The sequence below is a fragment of the Pseudomonas sp. MD195_PC81_125 genome, assembly GCF_014060985.1.
GTDB lineage: Bacteria > Pseudomonadota > Gammaproteobacteria > Pseudomonadales > Pseudomonadaceae > Aquipseudomonas > Aquipseudomonas parakoreensis.
The window spans coordinates 1-728 of the sequence record NZ_JABULD010000758.1; the positions used below are offsets into that span (position 1 = coordinate 1).

The window sequence follows — 728 nt, forward strand, 5'->3', positions numbered from 1 at the left end:
GGCAACGAGCTGAACAACCGCATGACCGGCAACGATGGCAACAACACCCTCGATGGCGGCCTGGGCGCCGATACCATGATCGGCGGTCTGGGCAACGACACCTACATCGTCGACAACGCCGGCGACACGGTCATCGAAACCAGCACTCTGGCCAGTGAAATAGATACCGTACGGTCGTCGGTGAACTGGACTCTGGGTGACAACCTGGAAAATCTCGAACTGACAGGCAGCAGCAACCTCAACGGTACCGGCAACGCCCTGAACAACGCATTGACAGGCAACGACGGCAACAACCTGCTCAACGGCGGAGCCGGCAATGACTTTCTCATCGGCGGTCTGGGCACCGATACGTTGACGGGTGGTTCAGGTGCTGACACCTTCGTGTTCAACGCCTGGAACGAAACCGGTACTGGCAATCTGCGCGACGTCATCACTGACTTCAACAGCGCGCAAGGCGACAAGATCGACCTGACGAAGTTTGATGCCAACTTGCTGACTGCTGGCTTCAACGGCTTCACCTTTATTGGTGCGGGCGATTTCACTGGCGCCGGTCAAGTGCGCTTCGTCGACCACGTGCTGTCCGGTAACGTCAGCGGCAACGCCGGTGCGGACTTCGAGATCCAACTGGTGGGTGTAAACAGTTTCAGCGCCAACGATCTGGTGGCCTGATACAACCGTAACCGACCTGGTCGCAGGTCGCGACCCCCAACAAAAACGCCCCGATAATT

Annotated in this window: 1 protein-coding gene; it reads left to right on the forward strand. The window is 58.1% G+C overall.

Annotated elements, in window-relative coordinates; genetic code table 11:
- On the forward strand, positions 1-669 hold a 669-nt coding region (locus tag HT737_RS28885; RefSeq protein WP_182404532.1), incomplete at its 5' end, for a calcium-binding protein.
- Positions 670-728 lie beyond the last annotated feature (59 nt).